General features: G+C 73.0%; 11 protein-coding genes, 1 pseudogene and 1 riboswitch. Of the genes and pseudogenes, 7 read left to right on the top strand and 5 right to left on the bottom strand.

All coding sequences use genetic code 11. The annotated features are described in order from the left end of the window. Positions 1-10: 10 nt before the first annotated feature. Positions 11-1,225 carry a C40 family peptidase gene (locus ACVV2G_RS06360; protein WP_453841595.1) on the bottom strand — a complete coding sequence of 405 codons (1,215 nt, stop codon included), beginning with the start codon at positions 1,223-1,225 and terminating at the stop codon, positions 11-13. Positions 1,226-1,232: 7 nt separating this feature from the next. Beyond that, positions 1,233-1,410: riboswitch (cyclic di-AMP (ydaO/yuaA leader) on the bottom strand. A 231-nt stretch (positions 1,411-1,641) separates the two neighbouring features. Between ACVV2G_RS06360 and pcrA the strand changes: the two genes are divergently transcribed. Next, the gene (gene pcrA / locus ACVV2G_RS06355) at positions 1,642-4,122 is read left to right on the top strand and encodes a DNA helicase PcrA (RefSeq protein WP_453841594.1); all 2,481 of its coding nucleotides are present in this window, start codon (positions 1,642-1,644) and stop codon (positions 4,120-4,122) included. Positions 4,123-4,199: 77 nt separating this feature from the next. Here the strand turns inward: pcrA and ACVV2G_RS06350 are convergent, their stop codons facing one another. Both ACVV2G_RS06350 and ACVV2G_RS06345 read right to left on the bottom strand, forming a co-directional pair. Further along, positions 4,200-5,762, bottom strand: coding sequence for a M23 family metallopeptidase (locus ACVV2G_RS06350; RefSeq protein WP_453841593.1), 1,563 nt, complete (start codon positions 5,760-5,762; stop codon positions 4,200-4,202). Between the two features lie 238 nt (positions 5,763-6,000). Continuing rightward, positions 6,001-6,957 (bottom strand): esterase/lipase family protein, encoded by a 957-nt coding sequence (locus tag ACVV2G_RS06345; protein ID WP_453841592.1) that lies wholly within the window; start codon positions 6,955-6,957, stop codon positions 6,001-6,003. A gap of 521 nt (positions 6,958-7,478) precedes the next feature. Here ACVV2G_RS06345 and icmB point away from each other — a divergent pair. After that, positions 7,479-7,895 (top strand): coenzyme B12-dependent isobutyryl CoA mutase small subunit, encoded by a 417-nt coding sequence (gene icmB, locus ACVV2G_RS06340; RefSeq protein WP_453841591.1) that lies wholly within the window; start codon positions 7,479-7,481, stop codon positions 7,893-7,895. A gap of 328 nt (positions 7,896-8,223) precedes the next feature. On the opposite strand, the gene ACVV2G_RS06335 is transcribed toward icmB, so the two are convergent. Beyond that, positions 8,224-9,960, bottom strand: coding sequence for a DUF5691 domain-containing protein (locus tag ACVV2G_RS06335; RefSeq protein ID WP_453841590.1), 1,737 nt, complete (start codon positions 9,958-9,960; stop codon positions 8,224-8,226). A 45-nt stretch (positions 9,961-10,005) separates the two neighbouring features. Then, on the bottom strand, positions 10,006-11,427 hold the full coding sequence (locus tag ACVV2G_RS06330) for an SWIM zinc finger family protein (protein WP_453841589.1): 1,422 nt from the start codon (positions 11,425-11,427) through the stop codon (positions 10,006-10,008). Positions 11,428-11,558: 131 nt separating this feature from the next. On the opposite strand from ACVV2G_RS06330, the gene ACVV2G_RS06325 reads away from it, so the two are divergent. From ACVV2G_RS06325 to sucC, 5 genes and pseudogenes are all read left to right on the top strand, one after another. After that, positions 11,559-12,698 carry an ATP-binding protein gene (locus tag ACVV2G_RS06325; protein ID WP_453841588.1) on the top strand — a complete coding sequence of 380 codons (1,140 nt, stop codon included), beginning with the start codon at positions 11,559-11,561 and terminating at the stop codon, positions 12,696-12,698. Positions 12,699-12,801: 103 nt separating this feature from the next. Beyond that, a pseudogene (locus ACVV2G_RS06320) lies at positions 12,802-15,249 on the top strand (DUF5682 family protein); the annotation flags it as partial. Between the two features lie 335 nt (positions 15,250-15,584). After that, complete coding sequence (locus tag ACVV2G_RS06315) at positions 15,585-16,754, top strand: VWA domain-containing protein (protein ID WP_453841587.1); 1,170 nt, start codon at positions 15,585-15,587, stop codon at positions 16,752-16,754. 748 nt (positions 16,755-17,502) lie between these two features. Continuing rightward, positions 17,503-18,180, top strand: coding sequence for a hypothetical protein (locus tag ACVV2G_RS06310; RefSeq protein WP_453841586.1), 678 nt, complete (start codon positions 17,503-17,505; stop codon positions 18,178-18,180). Positions 18,181-19,131: 951 nt separating this feature from the next. Then, positions 19,132-20,316 (top strand): ADP-forming succinate--CoA ligase subunit beta, encoded by a 1,185-nt coding sequence (gene sucC, locus ACVV2G_RS06305; protein ID WP_453841585.1) that lies wholly within the window; start codon positions 19,132-19,134, stop codon positions 20,314-20,316. Positions 20,317-20,340: the final 24 nt, after the last annotated feature.

The raw sequence follows: 20,340 nt of genomic DNA, 5'->3' as shown, positions 1-20,340 counted from the left end.
GCCGTGCGGCTCAGGCCGGGCGCACCACGCTGTGGACCGACGACTCGCCGTCGTAGAAGATCGACTCCTCACGGACGTACGCGCCCGGCTTCGGGGCGTGGATCATCATGCCGTTGCCGATGTAGAGGCCGACGTGGCCGAGGTTGTCGTAGAAGAAGACCAGGTCGCCGGGTTGCGCCTGGGAGACCGGGACGGTCGTGCCGGCGTTCACCTGGTCGTAGGTGGTACGCGGCAGCGTCACGTCCGCGGCCTTCCAGGCGGCCTGGGTGAGGCCCGAGCAGTCGTAGGAGCCGGGGCCCGCGGCGCCCCACACGTACGGCTTGCCGATCTGGGCGCGGGCGAAGGCGAGTGCCTTCTCGGCCTTGGTGCCGTACGAGGCGTCAGGCGGGGTGGCATCCGACGTACCGGTGCCGCCGGAGGACCCCGACGAGCCGGAGGAGCCGGAGGCGGAGGAGCCCGACGAACCGGAGGCGGTGCCGCTTTCCCGCTGGGCGGCCCGTTCCTGCCGTTCCCGCTCCTCGGCCTGCTCTCTCGCGAGCTCCGCGGCCTTGCGGGCGGCCTCCTCCTGCTTCTTCCTCTCGATCGCGGCGAGCCGGGCCTTCTCCTCGGCGGTCAGCTCCGACAGCAGCTCGCGCGCGGTGGAGAGCTTCCGCTGGACGGTGGCCTTGGCCGTCTGCAGGTCGTTCTGCGACTCGGTGAGCGTCGCGAGGCTCTCGGTGGCCTCGCGGCGCTTCTGCATCGTCTCGGACTGCTGGGTGACGTAGTCGTCGACCGCGTCCTTCTGGCGGTCGGTGAGCCTGCCCAGCAGGTGGTCGCGGTCGACGTAGTCCTGCGGCGAGTCCGCGAGCAGGAAGGTCGCGGTCTCCGGGATCGCGGAGCCCGTGCGGTACTGGGCGGCGGCGAAGGACCCCAGCTCCTCGCGCGCCTCGTTGAGCCGCTGGGTGCGCTTCGCGACGTCGTCGAGGAGGGTGTCCACGCGCTTGCGCTGCTTGGACGTCTTCTCCTTGGCCGCGTTGTACTTCTCGGTCGCCGACCCCGCCTGGCGGTACAGGTCGTCGACCTTCTTCTCGACCTCTTCGAGGCTCGGCCTGCCGTCGTCCGACGGGGCGGCGGTGGCCGTCTGGGACAGCAGGGCCACCGAGGTGATGGCCGCCGTGGCGAGGGCCGGGGTCCGTATGCCTGCGACGCGCGTACCCGTGGGACGCGACTTGCGGTGCGACGCCAAGGAGGCGACTCCTTCCAACCGTCCGCCTACCGGGTTAGCTGTCGGGTTCGGGCGGTGGTTCGGAAGGGTTGCCCTACGGCGGGTCCGCCCCGTCGGGGGCGTTCGGCCGATTCACCCCAAGGTGCTCGGTTGGGTCCCCGGCTCCGGGCGCCGTGCGGGCACGCCGGACTCGGCGGAGGCCGCGCGGCCCGGCGACGTTCGCCGGAGGGGGCCGTGCGGCCTGCCCGCACCGTAGCCAACTCGTGAGGCCGCTGTGAAGGTTGGTGGGTGATATGCCCGATACATTTTCGTGACCTCCGGTGCGGGCGTCACTCTTGGTGCGAGGACCCGCAGCAGGGCGTGCCCGAAGCCGGGATACCGGCCGTTTTCCGGGGTGGCGCCGGGTTGTCGGTGGGGCGCCCTAGACTCGGAGAGCGATGAGCAGCCTCTTTGACGACAGCTTCCTGGCGAGCCTCCAGACCCCCCGCGGTCACGAGGAGGAGCCCCCGCCCCCGCCCGAGGACGATCACGCACCGGAAGCGGTGCCGCACGATCTGTTCGCCGGGAAGTTCGACACGCCTCCGGACCGCGACACCCACTACCGGGACGGCGCCCCGCGCCCCGCCCTGGACCCGGCCGCGCTCCTGGAGGGACTGAACGAGAACCAGCGCGCCGCCGTCGTCCACTCCGGCACCCCACTGCTCATCGTGGCCGGCGCCGGGTCCGGCAAGACCCGCGTCCTCACCCACCGCATCGCCCACCTGCTGGCCGAGCGGAGCGTCCACCCCGGCCAGATCCTCGCGATCACCTTCACCAACAAGGCCGCCGGCGAGATGAAGGAGCGCGTCGAGCAGCTCGTCGGCCCGCGCGCGAACGCGATGTGGGTGATGACCTTCCACAGCGCCTGCGTCCGCATCCTGCGCCGGGAGTCGAAGAGGCTCGGTTTCACGTCGTCGTTCTCGATCTACGACGCCGCCGACTCCAAGCGCCTGATGGCCCTGGTCTGCCGGGACCTCGATCTCGACCCGAAGAAGTTCCCGCCGAAGTCCTTCAGCGCCAAGATCTCGAACCTGAAGAACGAGCTGATCGACGAGGAGGACTTCGCCGCCCAGGCGAACGACGGCTTCGAGAAGACGCTCGCCCAGGCGTACGCGCTCTACCAGTCGCGGCTGCGCGAGGCCAACGCCCTCGACTTCGACGACCTGATCATGACGACGGTCAACCTGCTCCGCGCCTTCCCGGACGTCGCCGAGCACTACCGCCGCCGCTTCCGGCACGTCCTGGTCGACGAGTACCAGGACACCAACCACGCCCAGTACTCCCTGGTCCGCGAGCTGGTCGGCACCACCGAGCACCCCGTCGACGTACCGCCCGAGGCCGAGGTCCCGCCCGCCGAGCTGTGCGTGGTGGGCGACGCCGACCAGTCGATCTACGCCTTCCGCGGCGCCACCATCCGCAACATCCTCCAGTTCGAGGAGGACTACCCGGACGCCACGACGATCCTCCTGGAGCAGAACTACCGCTCCACCCAGACCATCCTCAGCGCCGCCAACGCGGTCATCGAGCGCAACGAGTCCCGCCGTCCCAAGAACCTGTGGACCAACCAGGGCGAGGGTGCGCGGATCACCGGCTACGTCGCCGACACCGAGCACGACGAGGCCCAGTTCGTCGCCGACGAGATAGACCGCCTCACGGACGCGGGCGAGGCGAAGGCCGGCGACGTCGCCGTCTTCTACCGCACCAACGCCCAGTCCCGCGTCTTCGAGGAGGTCTTCATCCGCGTCGGCCTGCCCTACAAGGTCGTCGGCGGCGTCCGCTTCTACGAGCGCAAGGAGGTCCGGGACGTCCTGGCCTACCTGCGGGTGCTGGCCAACCCCGAGGACTCGGTGCCGCTGCGGCGGATCCTCAACGTCCCCAAGCGGGGCATCGGCGACCGCGCCGAGGCCATGATCGACGCCCTCTCCCAGCGGGAGAGGATCAGCTTCCCGCAGGCACTCAAACGCGTCGACGAGGCGTACGGCATGGCCGCGCGCTCCGCGAACGCCGTCAAGCGGTTCAACGCCCTCATGGAGGACCTCCGTACGATCGTCGAGTCCGGCGCCGGACCGGCGACCGTCCTGGAGGCGATCCTCGAACGCACCGGGTACCTCGCCGAGTTGCAGGCCTCCACCGACCCGCAGGACGAGACCCGGATCGAGAACCTCCAGGAACTCGCCGCCGTCGCCCTGGAGTTCGAGCAGGAGCGGGCCGAGGGCGAGGAGACCGGGACCCTGGCCGACTTCCTGGAGAAGGTGGCGCTGGTCGCGGACTCCGACCAGATCCCGGACGAGGAGGACGGCGGCGGCGTCGTCACCCTGATGACCCTGCACACCGCCAAGGGCCTGGAGTTCCCGGTGGTCTTCCTCACCGGCATGGAGGACGGCGTCTTCCCGCACATGCGCGCCCTCGGCCAGGCCAAGGAGCTGGAGGAGGAGCGGCGCCTGGCGTACGTCGGCATCACGCGCGCCCGGGAGCGGCTGTACCTGACCCGGTCGACACTGCGCAGCGCCTGGGGGCAGCCGTCGTACAACCCGCCCTCGCGCTTCCTGGAGGAGATCCCGACCCCTCACCTGGAGTGGAAGCGGACCGGGGCGAACGGGCCCGCGTCCGCCGCGCCCGTGTCGGGGGTGGCGGCCTCGCTGTCCTCGTCCCGGTCCCGCTCGTCGGCGTCCGGTGCCTCCGGCTTCGCCACGCGACGGACCGCCGAGAAGCCGACGGTCTCGCTGGCCGTGGGCGACCGGGTCACGCACGACCAGTTCGGGCTCGGCACGGTGGTCGCGGTCAAGGGCACGGGGGGCAACGCCGAGGCGACGATCGACTTCGGGGAGCCCAAGCCGAAGCGGCTGCTCCTGCGGTACGCGCCGGTGGAGAAGCTCTGACGGACCGTCGAGGGCGCGCAACGGCATGAGCCCCGTCGGCCGACGGGGCTCATGCGGGCTGCTGAGACGTTACTCCGTCACTGCGGATCGAGGCCGTGGCTGCGCAGCCACGAGAGCGGGTCGATCGCCGAGCCGCCCGAGGGGCGCACCTCGAAGTGCAGATGCGGTCCGGTCGAGTTGCCCGAGTCGCCGGAGGACGCGATCGCTTCGCCTGCTTTGACCGTCGAACCGGAGGGTACCTGGTAACCGGAGAGGTGGCAGTACCAGGTCTCCGTGCCGTCCTTCGCGGTGAGGATCATCATGTTCCCGTACGCGGCGTTGTACTGCGTGCGGACCGTGCCGTCGGTCGCGGCCACCACCGTCGTGCCGTAGGCGACGGGGAAGTCGATGCCGCTGTGCACGGACATCCAGTTGATGCCGGCCTGGCCGTAGTACGCGCTCAGTCCGTGCTGCGCGACCGGGAGCGCGAACTTGGGGCGCAGCCGCTCCTTGCGCGCGGCCTCCTCCGCCGCCCGCCTCTTCTCCAGGGCCTGCTCGGCCTTGAGGTCGATGCGTTCCTGCGTCCTGCTGGCCCGGTCGGCGAAGTCGTCGGCTCCGGCGGCGAGGCTGGTGAGCTGGGTGTCCAGCTTGTTGTTGGCGGTGGACGGCTTCACCGGCGCGGCCCCCGCGTCCGCCGCGGAGGCCGTGGTCTCCGTGCCGTCGTCGCCGGTCAGGCCACCGACGGAGGCGGCGGCGATACCGGCGACGCTCATCACGCAGGCCGACGGGACGGCGATGGTCATCATCGCCGAGCGCTTGACGGGCTGGCGTCGGCGGGAACGGGTCCCCCCGCGGGAGGCGGTGCGTGCACCCGGGGCGAGGACGGCGGGGGCGACCTCTTCCTGGCCCTCCAGGAGGGAGGCCACGAGGGGGAGTTCGCCGGTGGCGGCCGGCTCTTCGTCGTGCGAGCCGGATGCGTCGGCGGGCGGGGCGTCCGGTGTGCCGCTCTCCGGAGAGTCCGGGGCGGCGCCGTCCACGTTCCACTGCGTGGCGTCGTAGGCGCCGGAGTCCAGGGTGCCGTCGTCGAACGTGCCGGTCGCGAACTGACCGGTCTCGAAGGTCTGTGTGCCCCAGTCCCACTGCTGCGTCCGGTCGGCCGGGTTCCCGGACTGGTCCGGCCGGGACCAGGCGCCGGTGTCCCACTGGCCGGTGGCCTCGGTGCTCGACGCCTGCGACGGTACGGCCCCCAACCGGGTCGGGTCGGCCGTCCACTCGGCCGTGTCATAGGCGCCGGCGGTGTCGTGGGCTCCGGTGTCGTAGGTGCCGGTGTCGTAGACGGTCTGCTGGGCCGCGTACGCGTCGTGGTCCAGGGCCGGTCCGCTGCCGGTGGACCACGCCGTGGCGTCGTAGGCACCCGTGGTGTCGTGCGCGCCCAGGACGCCGTGGGTACCGGCGTCCTGGCCCGGAAGGCTGCCGAAGAGAGGGTCCGAGTCGAAGGTCGTGGCGGTACCGGAGGGAAAACCGGTGGTGTCGTAGCCGCCGTACGTGGTGAGGTCGCCGTACTGGGCCTCCCCTGTGCCGTACGACGCGTACTGCGCCGGAGCGGCTTCGGAAGCCGATACCGGGGTGGTCGTGGTCCCCGGCGGGTGACGGTCGTTCACCAACTTCTCTTTCGCCTCGACAACAGGGGCTGCCAGAGCAGTGCGGCGACTGTACCCGGCGGTATACGGGCACGACAATCTTCCCCAGGTTTCACGTCCGAAGGAAACGGGCAATCGCCCGTGTTTTGGGGGACGGCGGGCAACAGTTTGGCTTTGTGTTCGACGTTTGTTCGAAGCTGAACGGGTTGCGGCGGGCGATGTCCGGACCTTCAGCTCTCCGGATGCCCGCCGAGAGGCGTCAGGCGACCGTCAGGCCGTCGGAGTGCCTGCCGGCTCCGGAGCCGGATTCCGGGACGGCGGTGTCGAGCGCCTGCCGGACTCCGGTGGCCACGGCGGGGTGCACGGGCAGGGCGAGGTGGCCGATGCCGCTCACCCGCACGTTCTGGACGGTCAGGTCGGGGTGGTCGAGGCACGCCGTCTCCAACGGGTCCATCACGCGGTCCAGATCGCTCCAGAAGCTGACGAACCGCGTACGGCAGCCCGGCGCGGGCCGGGTCAGTTCCTCGAGCACCGTCGATCCGGGGCGCATCTGGCGCACGATCGGGTGCGCGTTCGCCAGGGGGACCACCCGGGTTCCGGCGTGCGGCGTGCCGAGTGTCACGAGCGTCCGGACGCGGAGGTCTCCGCCGAGCCGCTGCACGTAGTACCTCGCGATCAGCCCGCCGAGGCTGTGTCCGACGATGTCGACCCGTTCGCTGCCCGTCCGCTCGCAGATCTCCTCGATGTGCCGCCCGAGCAACTCGGCCGCGGTGCGGATGTCGCAGGTCAGAGGGGAGTAGTTCAGCGACTCGATCTGGTGCCTGCCGTGCTGGGCCAGGCTGCGGCGCAGGAGCAGGAAGACCGACCGGTTGTCGATGAAGCCGTGCAGCAGGACCACGGGAGAGCTGGTGGGGGTTGGGAGGCGCCGAGCGGGTGGGACGGGGTCCGGGTCCTGGGAGTCCGTCGCCGGCAGGGCGCAGACGGGGCGGCGCTCCTGGATGAGTCCCGAGGGATAGAGCAGCAGATGCCCGGCGAGGATCGCGGCCTCCAGGGCGCTCGCCTTGAGGAGGGTCAGGGAGAGCCCGGTCAGCCGGTTCGGCAGGGCCGCCAGCCCCGACAGTCCCGGCAGCCCCGTCACCCCTGGAAGGGCGGGAAGGCTGGGCAGAAGACGCTGGCAGAGCGGGAGTAGGGGCAGTGCTGCCGTGGTGACCTTCATGGGCCGACCTCCTGTCGGCACGCGCAGGGACGCCTCTGTCCCCCGTGTGCCCTTGTGGAGAGTCGTGACACCAGTGTTTCGTGATGTTTACGAGGTTTGCCCGATCGGGTGTGCCGCTGCGCCACGTCAGGGCCCTGTGAGGCCGGTGGGTCCTGTGAGCCCTCTGGTGTCGGTGATGCGGCGACGAGGCCCGCTGCTGCTCCTGGCCGGCCCTCGCTGCGGCTCTCCGTACGCGTGTTGCCGCCGCGCCCCGGAGTGGTGCGCGGCGAACGTGTCCACCGTGTGATTTCCCCCTCTGTATCCACCGCGAAACAGCCGGTTGCGGGATGCTGGAGATAACGTTCGTTCACTTCCCCGGACGATGTGGTGCGGGGCGTCCGTGCCGTGGAGGCGTGCGACGTGTGCGCCTGGGTGCGATGTGCGCCTTGCGCGTGCCGGCCCCCGCGCTCGTGTGTACGGCGTCGGCGAAGTGTGCGGTACTTGTCGGTACGGATGGATGTAGTCGCTTCATGGAGGCAGTGATGGGTGTGGCAGCCGGTCCGATCCGCGTGGTGGTGGCCAAGCCGGGGCTCGACGGCCACGATCGCGGGGCCAAGGTGATCGCGCGGGCCCTGCGTGACGCCGGTATGGAGGTCATCTACACCGGGCTCCACCAGACACCCGAGCAGATCGTGGACACCGCGATCCAGGAGGACGCCGACGCGATCGGACTGTCCATCCTCTCCGGTGCGCACAACACGCTCTTCGCCGCCGTGATCGAGCTGCTCGGGGAGCGGGACGCGGCGGACATCCTGGTCTTCGGCGGCGGGATCATCCCCGAGGCCGACATCGCGCCGCTGAAGGAGAAGGGCGTCGCGGAGATCTTCACCCCCGGCGCGACGACGGCGTCGATCGTGGACTGGGTACGGGCGAACGTGCGGGAGCCGGCGGAGGCGTAGGCGCCCGCGCGGCCGACGAGGCGGGTGCGGCGACGGTCGGTGAGGCGGGTCCGGCGACGGTCGGCAGAGGCTGTCTGTCCGCGGTCGTCGGGGCCTGTCCGCCTGCGGTTGTCGGAGCCTGTCCGACCGCAGGTGGCGGAGGCTGTCCGACCGCTTTCCGGGTGGGCGTGCTTGATGCCGACGCCGATGCAGGTGGGGCGGTGGGCAGTGGGCGGGCGCGGTGCGGACCGGGCAGGCGGTGCGTGCGGGGTCCTCGGTGGGGACGCCGGCCCGCGTGGTCCGTTCCTCTGCCTGTCTGCCCGCCCCACCGGCGTTGGCGGCGCGCGCCTCATGCCTCCGGTGCCGCCCCCAGTTCCTCGGCCATCGCCGCCCGCAACCGCAACGTCGTGACGAGCCGTTGGAACGCCTCCGCCCAGTACCCCCCGGCTCCCGGCGACGCGCCCTCCGCTTCGTCCGGTATCGCCAGCAGTCCGTCGAGGCGGCCCGCCTCCGAGGGGTCGAGGCAGCGCTCGGCCAGCCCCATGACGCCGCTGAAGCTCCACGGGTAACTCCCGGCGTCCCGAGCGATGTTGAGCGCGTCGACCACGGCACGTCCCAGCGACGGCGCCCACGGCACCCCGCACATGCCGAGCAGCTGGAACGCTTCCGAGAGTCCGTGCGTCGCGATGAATCCGGCGACCCACTCGGCCCGTTCCCCGGCCCCCAGCGTGCCGAGCAGTTTGGCCCGCTCGGCCAGGGACACCGCGCCCGGGCCCCCGGCTTCGGGTGCCGTGGGTGCTCCGAGCAGGGCCCTCGCCCACACCCCGTTCCGCTGACGTACCGCGGCCCGGCACCACGCCGCGTGCAGGTCGCTCCGCCAGTCGTCCGTCACCGGCAGGGCGACGATCTCCTCGGGGGTGCGGCCGCCGAACCGGGACGACCAGGCGCCGAGCGGGGCCGCCTCCACCAACTGGCCCAGCCACCACGCCCTTTCTCCCCGGCCCGAGGGCGGTGTGGCCACGACGCCGTCCCGCTCCATGCCCGGGTCGCACTCGTGGGGCGCCTCGACGCCGATCGCCGCCGGGTCCCGGGCTCGGTCGAGGAACACGCACGTCACGGCCCGTGCCGCCATCCGTGCGGCCAGCGCCGAGTCCGGCAGGGCCGACAGCAGCTCCGCCGCCGTCGCCCGAACGTTGCGGCTGCGGTCGGCCAGTGCCCGCTCGAGGAACGGCTCGTCCGCCGGCTCCAGTCCCGACCGCAGCGAGTCGAGGAACATCAGCCGGTCCTCGGCCCGCTCCGTGGCCCAGGTGGAGGCCAGCAGCCCGCGGGCGCCGGCGGGGTCGCGGGCGCGCAGGGACGTCAGGAGGGCGACCCGCTCGGCGAACAGGCCCTCCTCCCAGAGCCGCCGCACCTGATCCGCGGCGTCGGGGCCGGGCAGTGCGGTGTCCCCGCCCGGTGCCGCGCGCAGGGCGAACCGCCAGTCCGGGTTCAGCCGGGCCAGCCACAGGGCGCGGGGCCCCGCGAACGTCAGCGCCGCCGGACGCAGGTCCGTACGTCCCCGCGCCGCGTCCAGCAGGGCCGGCAGCGTCTGGGGTGGTGCCGCGAAGCCACGGGCGTTGGCCGTCGCCAGCCACTGGGGGAGCAGCTCCATCAGGTCGGGCGCGGTGCCTCGACGGCCGCCCGCCGGGCCGGGGCGGTCTGCGAGCAGCGTCATCAGCCGACGGGCGGCCGCGGCCGGCAAGGGTGGGCGGCAGTCCTCGGGAGCCGGCTCCGGACGCCGGCCCGCACGTGCCGGGCGCAGTCCGGCGCGCCGGCGGACGGTCTCCGCCGCCGCCGCGTCGAGCAACGCCGTCGGCGCGTGCGAGCCGGGCGCACACCCCGGAGGGGTCCGTCGGTCCGTGCCGAGCAGTGCGGAGGTGACCAGGTCCGCCCAGAGTCCGGACGCGCGGGAGGCCGCCGGCCCCGGAGTGGGGGAGGGGGAAGCGGTGGTCTCGGGTTCGGCGGCTGCCGTGGTGCGAGGGGCGGCCGAGGAGGCGCGGGCGGGGGCCGGTACGAGGGCGTCGGCGGGAGTGGGTGTCCTGCTCATGCGGTTCCCTTCCGGGTGCGTTCCGTCTTCATGCGGCGGCACGGGTCAGCACAGCGAGACCGCCGCACCCGGCCCGGCCGGCCAGGCCGTCAGCGGTGTGAAGCCCCGGTGGCCGAACTCGCCGAAGACCCGCACGGGCGCACCGCCCGACAGGGCGACCAGGCGCCACAGACCCGGACGGCCCCCGGCCGGGGCCCACAGCGGCAGCGCCGTGTCCTCGTCGGCGTCCGCGAGCTGCCAGTGGTCGCCGTCCGGTACCGGGACGACCCGCTCCAGGGTCACCGGCACCGACTCGAGCCACGGGTCGTCGCGCAGCACCTCGCCGTAGCGCGCGGCGGCCCGGGAAGCCGTCACGCCCTTCGGGCGTATGTCCGCGGACGTGGGCGGCGCGAACTGCTCGCCCAGGGCGACTCGCTGCCGCCCGCCGCCCGGGTACGCCGACACCTCGGCCTCCAGGGTCGACCCGACCGGCAGCGCCATCTCCGGCGCCCGGCCCGCGGCGCCGTAGGAGAGGAGCAGCGCGGTGCGCTCCGTCCCCGCGCCGTACAGCCAGATGCGACGGGTCGTCAGCCGGGTGTCCACGGTGTCGTGCTGCGCGAGGACCAGCCAGCGGTCCCGCACCGGCGGGCCGTCCGCGGAGGCCGGCAGGCCGACCCGTGAACGGACCGTGGCCGCCAGGCCGTCCGGGAGCCGCTCCCGGCGCAGCCAGCCCTGGTCGAGCAGGTGGAGAAGAGCGCACTCCTCCAGCATCCGCACCGGCCAGCCGGGACCGGACGACGGTATGCCCCCCAACTCCCGCACACGCGCGGCCAGCCCCGGCGCCTGGGCGTCGACCATGCGGGCCGCCGTCTCCTCCCACAGCCCGTAACCCGCCTGCTCGGCGCCGGCCAGGCCGCCGCGCAGCAGGTCCGTCAGCCGCTGCTCCAGCTCCGTCGCCCCCGCGGTGATCCGCTCGGCCCGCTGCTCCGCCCGCCGCCGTGCGGCCTTCGCGTCACCCGGTCCGACCGCGGAACCGGCCGAGCCCGCCGCCCTCGTGCCCTCCGTACGCCCGCGCCGGCCGGCGATCCACCGCTCCGCCCAGTCCGGCGCCCCGCCCTCCGGCACCGCGTCGGCTCCGCCCGCCCAGAGCAGCAACAGCCCGATCGCGTGCTTGCACGGGGACTCGAGGCTCGGACAACCGCACTCGTACGCCGGCCCGGACGCAGCCGCGACGTCGACGACCGTCCGGTACGGTCCGCTGCCGCTGCCGCTGCCGCTGCCGCTGCCGCTGCCGCTGCCGCTGCCGCTGCCGCTGCCGCTGCCGCTGCCGCTGCCCTTGCACAGCCCCCACACCATCCCTTCCCCGCTGCTCCCCACCTCGGACCACGGCGCGGCCACGCCTAGCTCGCTCCCCGCTTCGCGTGATGCGGCGTCAGGCGCCAGTGCCAGCACCTGCTCCGCGGTCCGGCGCACCCCCTGCTGAGTCATGCCATCGAAGGTAGATCCCCCCACTGACAATCGACCGGACGAGGGCGTCGTCGCAGGTCAGAGCAATTGTCAGTGGCGTGGTGCACCGTGGATGCCAGATCGAACCGGCCGAGCTGGAGGGGGACCAAGCCATGCCTGTGTCCGCAGAACCGACGTCCGTCGACCCGGGCCGGACCGGGGCGGAGTCCGCCGCGGAAGCGTTGCGGCCGCACGCCGAGCACGCGTTCGCGGCCGAACTCGCCGCGCTGGCCGCGCAGGACGACCGTCCGCGCCCGGCCCGCTGGCAGCTGTCACCGTGGGCCGTCGCCACCTACCTGCTCGGCGGCACCCTCCCCGACGGCACGGTGATCACACCGAAGTACGTGGGCCCGCGCCGCATCGTCGAGGTCGCCGTCACCACACTCGCCACCGACCGGGCCCTGCTCCTGCTCGGCGTGCCCGGGACCGCGAAGACCTGGGTGTCCGAACACCTCGCCGCAGCGGTCAGCGGCGACTCGACCCTGCTGGTGCAGGGCACGGCCGGCACGCCCGAGGAAGCCATTCGCTACGGCTGGGACTACGCACAGCTGCTCGCCCACGGACCGAGCCGCAAGGCCCTCGTACCCGGCCCGGTGATGCGGGCCATGGCGGAGGGCATGACCGCCCGCGTGGAGGAACTCACCCGCATCCCGGCCGACGTACAGGACACGCTCGTCACGATCCTGTCGGAGAAGACCCTGCCCATACCGGAGCTGGGCCAGGAGGTGCAGGCGGTCCGCGGATTCAACCTCGTCGCGACCGCCAACGACCGCGACCGCGGGGTCAACGAACTCTCCAGCGCCCTGCGCCGCCGTTTCAACACCGTGGTGCTGCCGCTGCCGGAGACCGCCGAGGCCGAGGTCGAGATCGTCGCACGCCGCGTCGACCAGATCGGCCGTTCCCTCGACCTTCCCTCGGCGCCCGACGGCATCGACGAGATCCGCCGCGTGGTCACCGTCTTCCGGGAGCTGCGCGACGGGCTGACGGGCGACGGCCGTACGAAGGTGAAGTCGCCCAGCGGCACGCTGTCCACGGCCGAGGCGATCTCCGTCGTCACCAACGGCCTCGCCCTGGCCGCCCATTTCGGTGACGGGGTGCTGCGGCCCGGCGACGTGGCCGCGGGCCTCCTCGGTGCCGTCGTCCGCGACCCGGCCGCCGACCGAGTCGTCTGGCAGGAGTACCTGGAGACGGTCGTCCGCGAGCGCGACGGCTGGAAGGACTTCTACCGGGCTTGCCGGGAGGTGTCCGCGTGAACGGCACACGGACACGGACGCGACTCCGGACGGGTGCTCCGGTGTCCGGCGAGACGGGGGCCGGCGAGGACTCGGCCCGGACCCGGTGGCGAGGGGGGACGGAATGACGCGCACCGACAGGACCGGGGGCGGCGGGCCGGGCGGGCCCGGGAGCGGTGCGGCAGGGAGCGGTACGGCCGGTGGTGCCGGTGCCGCCGGTGGCGCAACGCTGCTTCTCGGGGTGCGCCATCACGGGCCCGGTTCGGCCCGGGCGGTCCGGACGGCGCTGGAGGAGGCCCGGCCGGGTGTCGTACTGATCGAGGGGCCGCCCGAGGCCGACGCCCTGATCCCGCTGGCGGCCGACGAGGACATGCGGCCGCCGGTCGCGCTGCTCGCCCACACCGTGGACGAGCCCGGCCGCTCGGCCTTCTGGCCGCTGGCCGAGTTCTCCCCGGAGTGGGTGGCCCTCCGCTGGGCCCTGGAGCACGACGTGCCCGCCCGTTTCATCGACCTCCCGGCCACGCACACGCTGGCGTGGCAGGAGCCGGACGGCACGGGGGAGGGGACGGACGGGCCGGATCACGGGGAGTCCGGCCCGGGCGAGAAGGCCGGACCCGCCGCCACCCTCACCGCCGTCCGGGCCGATCCGCTCGCCGTCCTCGCCGGGGCCGCCGGCTACGACGATCCCGAGCGCTGGTGGGAGGACGTCGTCGAGCACCGGGGCGCGGAGGACCGGGACGCGTTCGCGCCGTTCACGGCACTGGAGGAGGCGATGGGGGCGCTGCGGGAGGCGGAGGGGGGCGGCGGACGCGACCGGGATCTCGTGCGGGAGGCCTCCATGCGGCTTCAGGTACGGGCGGCGCAGCGCGAGTTCGCCCAGGGGGTCGCCGTGGTCTGCGGAGCCTGGCACGTGCCCGCGCTCCGGCGCAGGGTCACCGTCGCAGCCGACCGCGCGCTGCTGAAGGGGCTGCCCAGGACCAAGGTGGACATGACCTGGGTGCCCTGGACCCACCGCAGGCTGTCCCGGGCCAGCGGGTACGGGGCGGGGATCGAGTCGCCGGGCTGGTACGGGCATCTGTTCGCCGCGCCGGACCGGCCCGTCGAGCGGTGGCTGACCGGAGTGGCGGGGCTGCTGCGGGAGGAGGACCGCGTCGTCTCTTCGGCGCACGTGATCGAGACGGTGCGGCTGGCCGAGGCCCTTGCGGCGATGCGCGGCCGTCCGCTGCCCGGGCTGAGCGAGACGACGGACGCCGTGCGGGCGGTGATGTGCGAGGGCTCGGACGTCCCGCTGGCGCTGGTGCACGACCGGCTGGTCGTGGGGGACGTGCTGGGGGAGGTGCCCGCCGGGGCGCCCGCGGTGCCCCTGCAGCGGGACCTCGCCCAAATCCAGCGGAGGCTGAGGCTCAAGCCGGAGGCGCTGGAGCGGGAGCTGGAACTCGACCTGCGCAAGGAGACCGACGCGGGGCGCAGCAGACTCCTGCACCGGCTGCGGCTGCTCGGCGTCGGCTGGGGCGAGCCGGCCGCCTCGCGGGGCAGCACCGGCACGTTCCGGGAGGCATGGCGGCTGCGGTGGGAGCCGGAGCTGTCGGTGCGGGTCGCCGAGGCCGGGGTGTGGGGCACGACCGTGCTCGCCGCCGCGACCGCCAGGGCGGAGGCGGACGCCGTCACCGCGCAGGGCCTCGCCGAGGTCACCGCGCTCGCCGAGCGCTGCCTGCTGGCCGAACTGCCGGACGCGCTGCCGCCGGTGATGCGGATACTCGCCGACCGGGCGGCGCTCGACATGGACGTCGGCCACCTCGCCCAGGCGCTGCCGGCCCTCGTCCGCTCACTGCGCTACGGCGACGTGCGCGGTACCGACACCGGCGCGCTGGCCGAGGTCGCCGCGGGTCTCGCCGAACGGGTCTTCGTCGGTCTGCCCCCCGCCTGCGCCGGGCTGGACGCCGACGCGGCGGAGGAGATGCGCCGGCACGTGGACGCCGTGCACGGGGCGGTGGGACTGCTCGGCGACGCCCCGGCGCCCGGCCATGGCGCCCTGCGGTCCCGCTGGCAGGCCGTGCTGCGGACCCTCTCCGCGCGGAACACCGTGCCCGGTGTCGTCCGGGGGCGGGCCGTACGGCTCCTGCTGGACGATGGCGCGCTCGCGCCGGAGGAGACGGCGCGGCTCATGGGGCAGGTGCTGTCCCCGGGGACGGCACCGGCGGACGCGGCGGCGTGGATCGAGGGCTTCGCGGGCGGCGGCTCGGGCGGCGGCATGCTCCTCCTCCACGACGAGGGGCTGCTCGCGCTGGTCGACGCCTGGCTGACCGGCGTGCCGGCGGAGGCGTTCACGGACGTCCTGCCGTTGCTGCGGCGCACCTTCTCGGCGTACGAGCCGGGAGTCCGCCGCAGCCTCGGTGAACTGGTCCGGCGCGGACCGGAGGGGCGGGGGAGCACGACCACGGCCGGCTCCGGCCCACCCGGTTTCGCGGCCGAGCCCGACACCGGGCGCGCCGACGCCGTACTGCCGGTGATCCGGTTGCTGCTGGGGCTGGACGAGGCGGAGGTGCCAGATGCGGTGGACGCGACGCGTGCGGGGGAGGCGGACGAGGCGGGTGCACCCGTGAGGGGCGCGCACGACAGGGACGCGCACGACAGAGGCACGCACGCGACGGGTGGGCGTGCGACCGGTGTGACGCACGCGGTGCACGTGGTTCGAGCAGCCGGCAGGGCAGACGCAGCGGACGTGATAGCCGGCACGCCGGGTGCCGGGCCCGGTGCTGGCACAGGCCCCGGTGTTGAAAAAACAGGCCCCGGCGTCGGACCCGGTGCCGGGACAGGCCTGGGTACCGGAACGAACCCCGGTGCCGGAGCGGTGGCGGGTGGCGGGTGGCCGGGCGCCGGCCACAACGACCCGGTGGGGGTGGACACATGACGACCGAGCCGGCGCCAGCCGACACGGCACAGGAACGACTTCGGCGGTGGCGGCTGGTGCTCGGCGGCGACCCGGCGGACGGCACCGGCTGCATGCTCTCCGGCCGGGACGCCGCGATGGACGGAACACTCGCCGCGCTCTACGGGAAGGGGGACAAGCCCCGGGCGGGGCGGGGCCGTTCGGCGGGGCTCGGGGCCTCCGCGCCCGCCGTGGCGCGCTGGCTGGGGGACGTCCGGACCTACTTCCCCTCCTCCGTCGTGCAGGTGATGCAGCGGGACGCGATCGACCGGCTCGGTCTCACCACGCTCCTGCTGGAGCCGGAGATGCTGGAGGCCGTGGAGGCCGACGTGCACCTCGTCGGCACGCTGCTCTCCCTGCACAAGGCGATGCCGGAGACCACGAGGGAGACGGCGCGGGCTGTCGTCCGCAAGGTGGTCGAGGACCTGGAGAAGCGGCTCGCCACCCGCACTCGGGCCACCCTCGCCGGAGCCCTCGACCGCAGCGCCCGCGTCAGCCGGCCCCGTCACCACGACATCGACTGGAACCGCACGGTCGCGGCCAATCTGAAGCACTACCTGCCCGAGTACCGGACGATCGTGCCGGAGCGGTTCATCGGTTACGGGCGGGCGTCCCGTTCCGCGAAGAAGGAGGTCGTCCTCTGCGTCGACCAGTCGGGATCGATGGCGGCGTCCGTCGTGTACGCCTCGGTCTTCGGCGCGGTACTGGCGTCCATGCGGGCGATCGACACGCGGCTCGTCGTCTTCGACACGTCGGTCGTCGACCTCACCGACCAGCTCGACGACCCGGTCGACGTGCTGTTCGGCACGCAGCTCGGCGGCGGTACGGACATCAACCGTGCGCTGGCCTACTGCCAGTCGCAGATCACTCGGCCCACGGAGACGGTGGTCGTGCTGATCAGCGACCTGTACGAGGGGGGCATACGCAACGAGATGCTGAAGCGGGTCGCGGCGATGAAGGCGGCGGGGGTGCAGTTCGTGACGCTGCTGGCGTTGTCCGACGAGGGGGCGCCCGCCTACGACCGCGAACACGCGGCGGCGCTCGCCGCGCTGGACGCGCCGGCCTTCGCCTGCACGCCCGGTCTCTTTCCGGAGGTGATGGCGGCGGCGATAGAGAAGCGGCCCCTGCCGATTCCGGATGCCGGGTGACGACGGACGACGTGACGACATGTGACGTGATGACGTGACGACATGTGACGTGATGACGTGGCGACATGTGACGTGGCGACATGTGACGTGGCGACGCGATGACGTGGTGATCAGAAGTGGCCTGATCCCTGACAGTAAAACGGACATGACGGCCCATCGGTGACCGCGGGCTTGCGTACCCTCCGGAGGTCCGTGCGAGGATCGCGCGTCGTATCGATGCGTTGTTCGACGCCCGTGCTGTTCGGTGGGTTGTCCGGCGCACGATCCGTTCCGTCACTCGGAGGAATCTTCCCCCTTGACCTGGTCAGCAGTTCTGCCCGGTGCCGCCCTGCGCGTGATGCGTGCGGCGGCCGGGCGGCGTGCGCTGCACGTGGTGCTGCTGGTGGGCGGGTTGTTCGTGCTCGGGGTGCTGTGCGGGGAACGGGCGCAGGCGGCCGAGACGGTGCCGTCGGTGGGGGAAACGGTCCGTGAGGCGGTCGACCTCCCCTTCGGCTCCTCCCGGGCGGAACGGCAGCCGGCTGCCCCGCAGCCTTCCCGGACCGACCAGGAGCACAGCTTGCGCCAGAGTCAGGCCGGGGCCGGGGCCGGGGCCGGGGCCGGGAGCGGGGCCGGGGGCCTGACCCCGGGCTTTGAGACTTCCCGAACCGGTCAGGAGTCACGGGTCGCGCAGACCACCGACGCAGTGGTTTCCGGGCTTCGCCCTGCGCCTGTGGGGGCTCGTCCGATCGCTTCGGGGATTGGCCCCGTCGTGGAAGACGTCGTCCGGTCCGTACAGGAGCGGATCCTGCGGCCGGCGGGAGACGCGGTGGAGACGGTGACCGACGGGCTCGGTGGGGTCGCGCGGGTGGAGGTGCCGCCGTCGGAGGTGGTGCCGCTTCCCGTCGCACCCTTGCTGCCGCCGTCGCCCCAGCTTCCGGCGCTGCCGGACCTGCCGGATCCGCCCAGCCTGCCGGACCCGCCCAGCCCGATGGACCCGCCCGGTCGGGTGATGCCGGGCAGCCCGGCCCCCGAGCCCCGTCCATCGGTTCCCGAGCCGGCCGTCTCCGACACCTCCGACACCTCCGAGGTCATCGGCGTCCGAGGTTCCTCCGACGGAGCCGCAGGCGCCGCGTCCGCCGCTCCGGGGCCGCAGCGCGTCGCTGTCGGGCCGTACTCCGCGCCGCGCGTCGACCCCCACCGCGCCGCACCCGCCCCCACCGGCCAGGACCCCCTCCAGGCCCCCGTCCGCCGGGTGCCCGCCGGCGACCCCGACGGCACACTGGGCACCGGATCAGGCGCCGACCACGGCACGCCGCGCCACGGTGACGCCCACGCGGTCACGTCGTACCCCCGGATCCCGTTCCGGCTCGTGCCCGGTGCCCTCGTGCGCACCGAGGGAGCCGAGACCCGGGACCGCTACCGGGACATTCCCGTCTCTCCCGCCTAGTACGGGACCTTTTCCCGCCGCAGATCCCGCGGGGCGGGATGGTGTGCCCGCCGTCCGGACGCTGTCGTCTCCTCCGTCACTTCTCCGGTCGGCCGGCGCCGGTCGCCGTGCAGAGCCGCCGGTCCCCGGCCCGCCCTCAGTGGCCGGCCGCGGTGGCGCCTCACCGGCCCGGCATCCGGACACGCCCCCAGCTCTTCGGAGGACCTCACGTACCCGTGCACCAGGTCATCCGCGGCTCCGTCGTCTTCGCCGACTCGTACGGGGCCTGACCACCGACCACCTGGACCTCAGGTGGACCACGGACTCCGCGGGGCGCACGGCCCCGGACGGTCCGGCCGAAAGCCGTCGGCCGCCGTCCGGTCCCAGCTCCGCGGATCAGGACGGCCGCTCCCCATTGGGGTGGGGATCAGCCGTCCGCTCCCCGAGGACCGCACCGCTGCGGCCCCTCGGGGCGTTTCACGGGCCTCACCGGGTCAACCCCAACCCGGTGAGGCCCCACCCCCGGCCCGCCCCGCACGCGCCAGCCCATTCCTCAACCCGTCCGCCAGTCCGTCCGTCGCCCCGCCCGTCGGTTTCTCCGCCGCCTGGGCTGCCGGTTCGTCTGCCGTCATGCCCGTCGGTCCGTGTGGCGCCGTGCCGGTCGGCTCGTCCGCCGTCCCGCCCGTGGATGCGGGGCCGGCGGTTCGCGGAGCCCTCTCCCACCGCCCCGCGTCGCCCTCACTCCCGGCACGCCGTGCCAGTGAGCGCGGCATCATGTGACAGGCATCACCGCTCAGGTGTGACCCACGATTTAGAGACCCTCCGCAACCGGCGATAACCTGCGAGACGGACATGCCGCGCGCTCGGACACCGTGTGCGCCTCCCTTGTGACTCACGGCGGACGTCACGTTGCCCTCGCGGCACGCCCACGCAGACAACGAACCGCGAGATCACTGATAGGGACGGAAGCGCGTGGACCTGTTCGAGTACCAGGCGAGGGACCTCTTCGCCAAGCACGATGTACCGGTGCTGGCCGGTGAAGTCATCGACACGCCTGAGGCGGCGCGCGAGATCACCGAGCGTCTGGGCGGCAAGTCCGTCGTCAAGGCGCAGGTGAAGGTCGGTGGTCGCGGCAAGGCCGGTGGCGTGAAGCTGGCCGCCTCGGCGGACGAGGCCGTCGCCCGCGCGACGGACATCCTCGGCATGGACATCAAGGGCCACACGGTCCACAAGGTGATGATCGCCGAGACCGCCCCCGAGATCGTCGAGGAGTACTACGTCTCCTTCCTCCTCGACCGCGCCAACCGCACCTTCCTCTCCATCGCCTCCGTCGAGGGCGGCGTGGAGATCGAGGAGGTGGCGGCCACCCGTCCGGAGGCCGTGGCCAAGACCCCGATCGACGCGATCGACGGCGTGACGCCGGAGAAGGCGCGCGAGATCGTCGAGGCGGCGAAGTTCCCGGCCGAGGTCGCCGACAAGGTCGCCGACATCCTGGTCCAGCTGTGGGACACCTTCATCAAGGAGGACGCCCTCCTGGTCGAGGTCAACCCGCTGGCCAAGGTCGTCTCCGGCGACGTCATCGCCCTCGACGGCAAGGTGTCGCTGGACGACAACGCCGAGTTCCGCCACCCCGACTTCGAGGCCCTCCACGACAAGGCCGCGGCCAACCCGCTCGAGGCCGCCGCCAAGGAGAAGAACCTCAACTACGTCAAGCTCGACGGCGAGGTCGGTATCATCGGCAACGGCGCGGGTCTCGTCATGAGCACCCTGGACGTCGTCGCGTACGCCGGTGAGAAGCACGGCAACGTGAAGCCCGCCAACTTCCTGGACATCGGTGGCGGCGCCTCCGCCCAGGTCATGGCGAACGGCCTGGAGATCATCCTCGGCGACCCGGACGTCCGCTCCGTGTTCGTCAACGTCTTCGGCGGCATCACCGCCTGCGACGAGGTCGCCAACGGCATCGTCCAGGCGCTGAAGCTCCTGGAGGACCGCGGTGAGAAGGTCGAGAAGCCGCTCGTCGTCCGCCTCGACGGCAACAACGCCGAGCTGGGCCGCAAGATCCTCACCGACGCCAACCACCCGCTGGTCCAGCGCGTCGACACCATGGACGGCGCCGCCGACAAGGCCGCCGAGCTGGCTCACGCCGCCGCCAAGTAAGCACTCAGGACGAGGACACCAACA

This window comes from Streptomyces sp. JK94 (genome assembly GCF_053613315.1).
Note: the sequence above shows the minus strand (reverse complement) of the source record. Positions and strands in the feature narration are given on the sequence as shown.